This is a genomic window from Kitasatospora sp. NPDC057512 (genome assembly GCF_042802135.1).
In the GTDB taxonomy this organism is placed as follows: domain Bacteria; phylum Actinomycetota; class Actinomycetes; order Streptomycetales; family Streptomycetaceae; genus Kitasatospora.
Window position 1 is genome coordinate 1 of record NZ_JBHVET010000317.1, and the last position, 9,081, is coordinate 9,081.

The 9,081-nt window shown below is 72.9% G+C and carries 11 protein-coding genes; 8 read left to right on the plus strand and 3 right to left on the minus strand.

Annotation, left to right across the window (positions count from 1 at the left end; genetic code table 11):
• Positions 1–76: 76 nt before the first annotated feature.
• From ybaK to ACFU6K_RS21010, 3 genes are all read right to left on the minus strand, one after another.
• A complete protein-coding gene (gene ybaK, locus ACFU6K_RS21000) occupies positions 77–571 on the minus strand; it encodes a Cys-tRNA(Pro) deacylase (protein ID WP_380665138.1) in 495 nt (164 codons plus the stop codon).
• A gap of 40 nt (positions 572–611) precedes the next feature.
• Complete coding sequence (locus ACFU6K_RS21005; RefSeq protein ID WP_380665150.1) at positions 612–1,349, minus strand: LON peptidase substrate-binding domain-containing protein; 738 nt, start codon at positions 1,347–1,349, stop codon at positions 612–614.
• 75 nt (positions 1,350–1,424) lie between these two features.
• The gene (locus ACFU6K_RS21010) at positions 1,425–3,005 is read right to left on the minus strand and encodes an oxidoreductase (protein WP_380665140.1); all 1,581 of its coding nucleotides are present in this window, start codon (positions 3,003–3,005) and stop codon (positions 1,425–1,427) included.
• A 91-nt stretch (positions 3,006–3,096) separates the two neighbouring features.
• On the opposite strand from ACFU6K_RS21010, the gene hisD reads away from it, so the two are divergent.
• Genes hisD through hisF form a run of 8 tightly spaced genes read left to right on the plus strand, consistent with a single transcriptional unit; the run spans position 3,097 to position 9,023 of the window.
• The gene (gene hisD / locus ACFU6K_RS21015; protein WP_380665142.1) at positions 3,097–4,431 is read left to right on the plus strand and encodes a histidinol dehydrogenase; all 1,335 of its coding nucleotides are present in this window, start codon (positions 3,097–3,099) and stop codon (positions 4,429–4,431) included.
• A 5-nt stretch (positions 4,432–4,436) separates the two neighbouring features.
• On the plus strand, positions 4,437–5,537 hold the full coding sequence (locus ACFU6K_RS21020) for a histidinol-phosphate transaminase (RefSeq protein WP_380665144.1): 1,101 nt from the start codon (positions 4,437–4,439) through the stop codon (positions 5,535–5,537).
• 4 nt (positions 5,538–5,541) lie between these two features.
• On the plus strand, positions 5,542–6,135 hold the full coding sequence (gene hisB, locus ACFU6K_RS21025) for an imidazoleglycerol-phosphate dehydratase HisB (RefSeq protein WP_049650368.1): 594 nt from the start codon (positions 5,542–5,544) through the stop codon (positions 6,133–6,135).
• An 11-nt stretch (positions 6,136–6,146) separates the two neighbouring features.
• Positions 6,147–6,284, plus strand: coding sequence for a hypothetical protein (locus ACFU6K_RS21030; protein ID WP_049650367.1), 138 nt, complete (start codon positions 6,147–6,149; stop codon positions 6,282–6,284).
• A gap of 31 nt (positions 6,285–6,315) precedes the next feature.
• On the plus strand, positions 6,316–6,951 hold the full coding sequence (hisH, locus tag ACFU6K_RS21035; protein WP_380665146.1) for an imidazole glycerol phosphate synthase subunit HisH: 636 nt from the start codon (positions 6,316–6,318) through the stop codon (positions 6,949–6,951).
• Positions 6,952–6,970: 19 nt separating this feature from the next.
• Positions 6,971–7,696, plus strand: coding sequence for a bifunctional 1-(5-phosphoribosyl)-5-((5-phosphoribosylamino)methylideneamino)imidazole-4-carboxamide isomerase/phosphoribosylanthranilate isomerase PriA (gene priA / locus ACFU6K_RS21040; RefSeq protein ID WP_107086387.1), 726 nt, complete (start codon positions 6,971–6,973; stop codon positions 7,694–7,696).
• Positions 7,693–8,256 (plus strand): RidA family protein, encoded by a 564-nt coding sequence (locus ACFU6K_RS21045; protein WP_380665148.1) that lies wholly within the window; start codon positions 7,693–7,695, stop codon positions 8,254–8,256. The genes priA and ACFU6K_RS21045 overlap by 4 nt, the downstream gene beginning before the upstream one ends.
• Positions 8,253–9,023 carry an imidazole glycerol phosphate synthase subunit HisF gene (gene hisF / locus ACFU6K_RS21050; protein WP_049650364.1) on the plus strand — a complete coding sequence of 257 codons (771 nt, stop codon included), beginning with the start codon at positions 8,253–8,255 and terminating at the stop codon, positions 9,021–9,023. Before ACFU6K_RS21045 ends, hisF begins: the two co-directional genes overlap by 4 nt.
• Positions 9,024–9,081: the final 58 nt, after the last annotated feature.

The following is a 9,081-nucleotide window of genomic DNA, read 5'->3' on the forward strand; positions in this document are numbered from 1 at the left end:
GGGTGGTGCGGGTCGTCCCGCACCGGCCCCGCGCCCTCGCTTTCCCTCCGGGAGGGGCCTTCCCCGGGGAGGGGGCTCAGCGGGCGATGGGGGCGGTGCCGGCCCCCGTGAGGGCGACGAGGTCGGTGGGGGCCAGCTCGACTTCGAGGCCGCGACGCCCCGCCGACACGTAGACGGTGGCATGGCCGAGCGCGCTGACGTCGACGACGGTGCGCAGCGGGCGGCGCTGCCCCAGCGGCGAGATGCCGCCGAGGACGTAGCCGCTGCTGCGCTCGGCGGCGGCCGGGTCGGCCATGGCGGCGCGCTTGCCGCCGACGGCCGCCGCCAGGGCCTTGAGGTCGAGCTGGCCGGCGACCGGGACCACGCCGACGGTGAGGGTGCCGTCCACGTCGGCGACGAGGGTCTTGAAGACCCGCTCGGGGGCGATGCCGAGGACCTCGGCGGCCTCGCCGCCGTAGGAGGCGGCTGCCGGGTCGTGGTCGTAGGCGTGCACGGTGAACGGGACGGCGGCGGCTTCCAGGGCGACGGTGGCGGGTGTGCCCTGGCCGCCCTTCCTGGTCTTCTTGGCCATGCGGGGTCCTCGGGGTCCTTGAGGTCCTGGGGGTCCTCGGTCAGTTCGGGCTGAAGGACTGGCGGGTGAGGTCGACGGCGGGCAGCGAGGGCAGCCAGCTGAGGACGGCCGACTCGCGGCGCAGCAGGTCGAGCTCGGCGCGCAGCCGTTGGGCGGTGTCCGGGCAGGCGAGCAGCTGCTGCTTGACCGGGGTCTCGAACACCGAGGCGGCGGCGACCAGGTAGGAGAGCACCTGGGGGTCGTCCGGGAGCTCCTGGTGGCCGACGGTGCTCGCCTCGCGGGCGCCGGCCAGGCGCTTCTGGTAGACCCGGAACGCCCGCTCGACCTCGGAGGCCAGCGCGCCGGAGCCCTCGCCGGGGCGCTCCTCGATCAGCTCGGTCTCCCCGGTCAGGTACGGGCCGGAGACGTCCACCGAGCGCAGCCGGAACCGGGTGGTGCCGGTGACCAGCAGCTCGTAGCGGCCGTCCGGCTGGTGCTGGACGGAGGCGATGTCGGCGACGCAGCCGACCTGGAAGACCGCCTCCAGGGGGTCCCCGGTGGCGGTGCCGAGGCCGTCCAGCGGACCGGCCGGGCCCTCCTCGGGCCTGACCCGGGCGACCTCCCGGCCGTCCCTGATCGCGAGCACGCCGAACCGCCGGGGGGTGTCCTCGGGCTGTTCGAGCAGATCGGCGACGAGACGGCGGTAGCGCTCCTCGAAGACGTTCAGGGGCAGCACCAGGCCCGGGTAGAGCACGGTGTTCAGCGGGAAGAGCGGCAGCCGTTCTGTCACGGCGGACAGCGTAGTTCCCCGGACGGGGGCCTTGTCGCACGGTTGACGGGCCCAGCCGGTCGCCGGGCCCGTCCATCGGAGGGATCAACCGCGCTGGAGCATCCGCGTGGCGCCGGCCACGACCGTGGAGGCGAGCAGCCAGCCGACCACGACCAGCCCGGCGGAGATCCACTGGGTGAGGCCGCCGGGGTTCCAGCCGCCCTGGTTGAGGTCCACGATCGGCAGCAGCTGGTTCAGGGTGTACAGCACCGGGTTCCAGTGCGGGCGCTCGTCGGACTTGAGCGGCTCCAGCGGGTGGGTGGCGAACCAGAGGCTGCCGAGGATCCAGGCGAGCAGCAGCCACAGGCCCGCCCGGCCCGGGCGGTAGCCGTAGCCGACGGTCGCGTCCTGGACCGCGCCCCAGACCCGGGCCGGCAGCGGCAGGGTGCGGCGGCGCCGGCGCTGCTTGGCGTACAGCACCTCGCGGGCGTCGTCGTCGGCGCCGTCGCGGCGCAGGGCGGCGGCGAGCTGCTCGTAGGACTCGGGCTGGAAGTCCACCGAGGAGCCCTCCAGCCAGGCGATCCGCTGCTGGACGGGGAAGGCGCCGACCGGGCGCAGGTTCTCGTAGACGAAGCCGGTGAGACCCAGGTGCCTGCCGAGCGGCCAGGCCGCCGGGGTGTCGACCAGGTTGCCGACCCGGGCCCGGGAGAGCGAGACGGTGCCGGTCGGGCGGACCTTGCAGGTGAAGCGCAGCTCCGGGGTGTGGATGCGGCGCAGCGAGAGCTCCTCCTCGCCCTCCAGGTGGAACTCGCCGGAGATCAGGCAGGCGCCGTCGAAGCGGCTGTCGGACAGCCGTACCCGGCCGAAGGCGCGGAACGGGGTGACGGGCCCGTCGGGCGGCGGGTTCTCGCCGTAGCCGGAGCCGTAGTAGCCGCGGGAGCCGACCCAGCCGAGGTCGGCGGAGCCGGTCAGGTAGAGGGTGTGGCCGACGGTGACCCGGACGGCGTTGAGGCAGGTGGGGTTGTGCCGCCGGTCGGCGCGCAGCTGGGCGCCGCGCAGCGAGAGCCGGCCGCCTATCCGGGCGGTGCGCACGCTCAGCTCGCCCCGGGTCTCCAGGCGTTCGGCCTCGAAGTCCTGGTTGACGGTGATCCCGTCGGCGGAGACGGCGCGGCCGTGGCGGTCGCCGCCGGCGACGGTCTGGTTGAGCAGCAGGTCGGTGCCGATCCGGGCGTCGGTGAGCCGGATGCCGTCGGGGACGCGGCAGCGGGCGAGGTGGAGGTCGCCGGTGGTGGAGAGCCGGGAGGCCTCCAGCCGGGGGATCAGGCAGTTCACGAAGCGCAGCGTGGAGGCCGCCGCCTCGGAGATGAGGATCTTGTGCGCGAAGCGGCAGTCGTGCAGCTCGACGTAGTCGTCGATGGCGGCCCCGGCCAGGTTGAGCGCGCCGGTGACCAGGACGCCGCTGAGCCGCAGCGAGGCGACCCGCCCGGGGGCCGGCTCCGGGCCGACCAGCAGCAGGTGGGCGAGCACCTCGGCGCGGACGGTGCGGCCGGGGCCCCAGGGGGCGTCGCCGAAGGGGTCGTCGGTGTTGGCTTCGCCACTGCGGAGGTCCAGGATCTCGCCCTGGCGGTAGGCCTCCCAGAGCGCGCGTTCGGTGTCGGTCCAGCCCTCTGGAGCGCGCTCCGCCATGGTTTTCCCCGTCCCCCCGGTCGTCTCGCCTTTCGTATCACGGACTGAAATGCGGGACCAGCGGTTCCGGCCACTCCTTACACTGGGTGGCGTGATCTCTCGAATCGACCTCCGCGGCTCGCTGGACGACCCGCGTGACCTGCTGCCCCGTGCCGAGTTCGACGTCGCGGCCGCCCTGGAGAAGGTGCGGCCGATCGCCGAGGACGTACGCCATCGCGGGGTCGCGGCGCTGATCGAGATCACCGAGCGCTTCGACGGCGTCCGGCTGGAGTCGACCCGGGTCCCGGCCGAGCAGCTGACCGAGGCCCTGGAGACGCTGGACCCGAAGGTGCGGGCCGCCCTGGAGGAGTCGATCCGCCGGGCCCGCGCCGTGCACGCCGACCAGCGCCGCACCGGGCACACCACCCAGGTGGTGCCGGGCGGCACGGTCACCCAGCGCTGGGTGCCGGTCGAGCGGGTCGGCCTGTACGTGCCGGGCGGGCTGGCGGTCTACCCGTCCTCCGTGGTGATGAACGTGGTGCCGGCCCAGGAGGCGGGCGTCCGGGGCATCGCCGTCACCTCCCCGCCGCAGAAGGAGTTCGGGGGGAGCGTCCACCCGACCATCCTGGCGGCCTGCGCGCTGCTCGGCGTGGACGAGGTCTACGCCGTCGGCGGCGCCCAGGCGGTCGCGATGTTCGCCCTCGGCACCGAGGAGTGCGCGCCGGTGAACATGGTCACCGGCCCCGGCAACATCTACGTGGCCGCCGCCAAGCGCTACTTCGCCGGCCGGATCGGCATCGACTCCGAGGCCGGCCCGACCGAGATCGCCGTCCTCGCCGACGACAGCGCGCTGCCGTCCGACGTCGCCGCCGACCTGATCAGCCAGGCCGAGCACGGCCCGACCTCCGGCTCGGTGCTGGTCACCGACTCCCCGGCGCTCGCCGACGCGGTCGAGGCCGAGCTGGCCGTCCAGGTCGCGAGGACCAAGCACGGCGAGCGGGTGGCCGAGGCGCTGGGCGGCAGGCAGTCCGGCATCATCCTGGTCGACGACCTGGAGCAGGGCCTCACCGTGGTCAACGCGTACGCGGCCGAGCACCTGGAGATCCAGACCCGCGACGCCCACGCGGTGGCGGCCCGGGTGGTCAACGCCGGCGCGATCTTCATCGGCCGCTGGACCCCGGTCTCGCTGGGCGACTACGCGGCCGGCTCCAACCACGTGCTGCCGACCGGCGGCTGCGCCTGCCACTCCTCCGGGCTGTCGGTGCAGACCTTCCTGCGCGGCGTCCAGGTCGTCGAGTACGACCGGGACGCGCTGGCGGACGTCGCCGCGCACGTGGTCAACCTGGCGAACGCCGAGGACCTGCCGGGGCACGGGGACGCCATCAAGGCCCGTTTCGTCGGAGACGAACAGAACTGGCACAGCGACTGGACGGTGCCGGGAGCGTGACCGCCATGACTCGTATCGACGACCTCCCGATCCGGGACGAGCTGCGCGGCCAGTCCCCGTACGGCGCGCCGCAGCTGGACGTCCCCGTCCAGCTGAACACCAACGAGAACCCGTACCCGCTCCCCGAGGAGCTGGTGGCCCGGATCGCCGAGCGCGTCGCCGAGGCCGCCCGCGGGCTCAACCGCTACCCCGACCGGGACGCGGTCGAGCTGCGCGAGGGCCTCGCCGCGTACCTCGGGAAGACCACCGGCTTCCCGGTCGTCCGGGAGCAGGTGTGGGCCGCCAACGGCTCCAACGAGGTGCTCCAGCAGCTGCTGCAGACCTTCGGCGGCCCCGGCCGCAGCGCGCTCGGCTTCGAGCCCTCGTACTCGATGCACGCGCTGATCTCCCGGGGCACCGGCACCGCCTGGATCTCCGGCCCGCGCAACGACGACTTCACCATCGACGTGGACGCCGCCGTCACCGCCATCGCCGAGCACCGGCCGAACGTGGTGTTCATCTGCTCGCCCAACAACCCGACCGGCACCGCCGTGGACGCCGACACCGTGCTGCGGCTGTACGAGGCCGCGCAGGCCGCCCGGCCCAGCCTGGTGGTGGTGGACGAGGCGTACGTCGAGTTCTCGCACCGCGCCTCGCTGCTGCCGCTGATCGAGGGCCGCCCCAACCTGGTGGTCAGCCGCACCATGTCCAAGGCCTTCGGCGCGGCCGGGCTGCGCCTGGGCTACCTGGCCGCCGACCCGGCCGTGGTGGACGCGGTGCAGCTGGTGCGCCTGCCGTACCACCTGTCGGCCGTCACCCAGGCCACCGCGCTGGCCTGCCTGGAGCACACCGACACCCTGCTCGGGTACGTCGGGCGGCTCAAGGAGGAGCGCGACCGGCTGGTCGACGCCCTGCGGGGGATGGGCCTGGAGGTCACCGACTCGGACGCCAACTTCGTCCAGTTCGGCCGCTTCGCCGACACCCACGCGGTGTGGCAGGCCATCCTCGACCAGGGTGTCCTGGTCCGCGACAACGGCGTCCCCGGGTGGCTGCGCGTCACCGCCGGCACGCCCGCCGAGAACGACGCCTTCCTGGCCGCCGTCCGTTCCGTGATCAAGGAGCTCTAACCCCATGTCCCGCATCGGACGCGTCGAGCGCACCACCAAGGAGACCTCGGTCCTGGTCGAGATAGACCTCGACGGCACCGGGAGGACCGACATCTCCACCGGCGTCGGCTTCTACGACCACATGCTCGACCAGCTCGGTCGGCACGGCCTGTTCGACCTCACCGTCAAGACCGACGGCGACCTGCACATCGACACCCACCACACCATCGAGGACACCGCCCTCGCGCTCGGCGCCGCCTTCAAGCAGGCGCTCGGCGACAAGGTGGGCATCTACCGCTTCGGCAACTGCACGGTGCCGCTGGACGAGTCGCTCGCCCAGGTCACCGTGGACCTCTCCGGCCGGCCGTACCTGGTGCACACCGAGCCCGAGGGCATCGCGCCGATGATCGGCTCGTACGACACCACGATGACCCGGCACATCCTGGAGTCCTTCGTGGCCCAGGCGCAGATCGCGCTGCACGTCCACGTGCCGTACGGGCGCAACGCGCACCACATCGTGGAGTGCCAGTTCAAGGCGCTGGCCCGGGCGCTGCGCTACGCCGCCGAGCGCGACCCGCGCGCGGCCGGAATCCTCCCGTCCACCAAGGGTGCGCTGTGAGCAATACTGCGATGATCCTCATCTTCGTCGGCCTCTTCCTGGCCGGCGGAGTCATCTCCTTCTGGAAGCAGAAGCAGTCGAAGAGCGTCATCCTGGTGCTGGCCTTCGGCGCCGTGATGTGCCTGGCCTCCGGCCTCATGCGCCTGTAACACCCGCCGTAGAGAGACTGGACACCTGAACATGGGCAAGAACGTCGTCGTCCTCGACTACGGCTCCGGCAACCTCCGCTCCGCGCAGCGCGCCCTGGAACGGACCGGGGCGGACGTCACGGTCAGCTCCGACTACGACACCGCGATGGCCGCGGACGGCCTGCTCGTCCCCGGCGTGGGCGCCTTCGAGGCCTGCATGCGCGGGCTCAAGTCCGTCCGCGGGGACTGGATCATCGGCCGCCGGCTCGCCGGGGGCCGACCGGTCATGGGCATCTGCGTCGGCATGCAGATCCTCTTCGAGAAGGGGGTCGAGCACGGCGTGGAGACGGCCGGCTGCGACGAGTGGCCGGGCGTCGTGGAGCCGCTGGAGGCCCCCGTCGTCCCGCACATGGGCTGGAACACCGTGGACGTCCCCGAGGGCAGCCGGATGTTCGCCGGCCTCGACCCGGAGACCCGCTTCTACTTCGTGCACTCCTACGGGGTGCGGCACTGGGAGCTGGAGACCCACAGCGCGCGGATCAACCCGCCGCTGGTCACCTGGGCCACCCACGGGCAGCCGTTCGTCGCGGCCGTCGAGAACGGCCCGCTGTGGGCCACCCAGTTCCACCCCGAGAAGTCCGGCGACGCCGGCGCCGCCCTGCTGACCAACTGGGTCAACACCCTCTGACTTTCTGAGAGTTGGATCTCTGATGAGCCTCGAACTGCTGCCTGCCGTCGACGTCCGTGACGGCCAGGCCGTCCGCCTGGTCAAGGGCGCCTCCGGCACCGAGACCTCCTTCGGCGAGCCGCTCGCCGCCGCCCTCGCCTGGCAGAACGCCGGCGCCGAGTGGCTGCACCTGGTCGACCTCGACGCCGCCTTCGGCACCGGCAGCAACTACGAGCTGCTGCGCGAGGTCACCGGACAGCTGGACGTCAAGGTCGAGCTGTCCGGCGGCATCCGCGACGACGAGTCGCTCGCCCGCGCGCTGGCCACCGGCTGCACCCGGGTCAACCTCGGCACCGCCGCCCTGGAGGCCCCGGAGTGGGTCGCCAAGGCCATCGCCGAGCACGGCGACAAGATCGCCGTCGGCCTGGACGTGGTCGGCACCACCCTGCGCGGCCGCGGCTGGACCCGCGACGGCGGCCAGCTCTTCGACGTGCTGGCCCGGCTGAACGCGGAGGGCTGCGCCCGCTACGTCGTCACCGACGTCAACCGGGACGGCACCCTGACCGGCCCCAACCTCCAGCTGCTGCGCGACGTCTGCGCCGCGACGGACCGGCCCGTGGTCGCCTCGGGCGGCGTCTCCTCGCTCGACGACCTGCGCGCGATCGCCTCGCTCGTGGGCGAGGGTGTCGAGGGCGCCATCGTGGGCAAGGCACTCTACGAGCAGAAGTTCACCCTCGAAGAGGCCCTGGAGGCGGTTTCAGGATGACGGACGGTCGGATCGTACGCGGGCAGGTCGTAGCCGGGCAGGGCGTGACCGGGCAGGGTGCGGCCGCTCGGGTCGTGGCCGGGCAGGTCGTAGCCGGGCAGGGCGTGACCGGTCGGGTCGTGGCCGGTCGGGTCGGCGGATTCTCCCCCTGGGAGGACGAGTTCGGCTACTCCCGGGCCGTCGCCGCGGGCGACCACGTGCACGTGGCCGGCTCCACCGCCTGGGTGGACGGCCGGATCGAGCACGAGGGCGACCCGTACCGGCAGACCCTCGCCGCGTTCGGCGTCGGGCTCACCGCCCTGGCCGCGTACGGTCTGACCACCGACGACGTGGTCCGCACCCGGATGTACATCACCCACGTCCGCGACGCCGAAGAGGTGGGCCGCGCCCACCGCGAACTCTTCGACGCCGCACGCCCGGTGGCCACCATGGTGGTGGTCGACGGGCTGATCGACTCCCGGATGCTGGTCGAGGTCGAACTCGACGCGTACCGGTCCGGGCTGGCAAAGACCCTGGAAGCCCTGGAGGCTCCGGAAGCCCTGGAAGGCGAACAGCCGTGACCCTCGCAGTACGTGTCATCCCCTGCCTGGACGTGGACGCCGGGCGGGTGGTCAAGGGCGTCAACTTCCAGAACCTGCGCGACGCCGGCGACCCGGTCGAGATGGCCAAGCTCTACGACGCCGAGGGCGCCGACGAGCTGACCTTCCTCGACATCACCGCCTCCTCCGGCGACCGGGAGACCACCTACGACGTGGTCCGCCGCACCGCCGAACAGGTCTTCATCCCGCTCACGGTGGGCGGCGGCATCCGCGCCGTCGAGGACGTCGACAAGCTGCTGCGGGCCGGCGCCGACAAGGTCGGCGTCAACACCGCGGCCATCGCCCGGCCGGAGCTGGTCCGCGAGATCGCCCAGCGGTTCGGACGGCAGGTGCTGGTGCTCTCGGTGGACGCCCGGCGCTGCCCGCCCGGGACGGAGACCGAGTCCGGCTTCGAGGTCACCACCCACGGCGGGCGGCAGGGCACCGGGCTGGACGCCGTCGCCTGGGCGGGCCGCGCCGCCGAACTGGGCGCCGGCGAGATCCTGCTCAACTCGATGGACGCGGACGGCACCAAGGACGGCTACGACCTGGAGCTGATCCGGGCCGTGCGCAAGAGTGTCTCGGTGCCGGTGATCGCCTCCGGCGGCGCGGGCAAGCTCGCGGACTTCGCGCCGGCCGTCGACGCGGGCGCGGACGCGGTGCTCGCCGCCAGCGTGTTCCACTTCGGGGACCTGCGGATCGGCGAGGTCAAGGGCGCGCTGCGGGAGGCCGGGCACCCGGTGCGGTGACTTTTCGCGGTGCTTGTTCGCGGTGCTTGTTCACGGTGCTTGTTCACGGTGCTTGTTC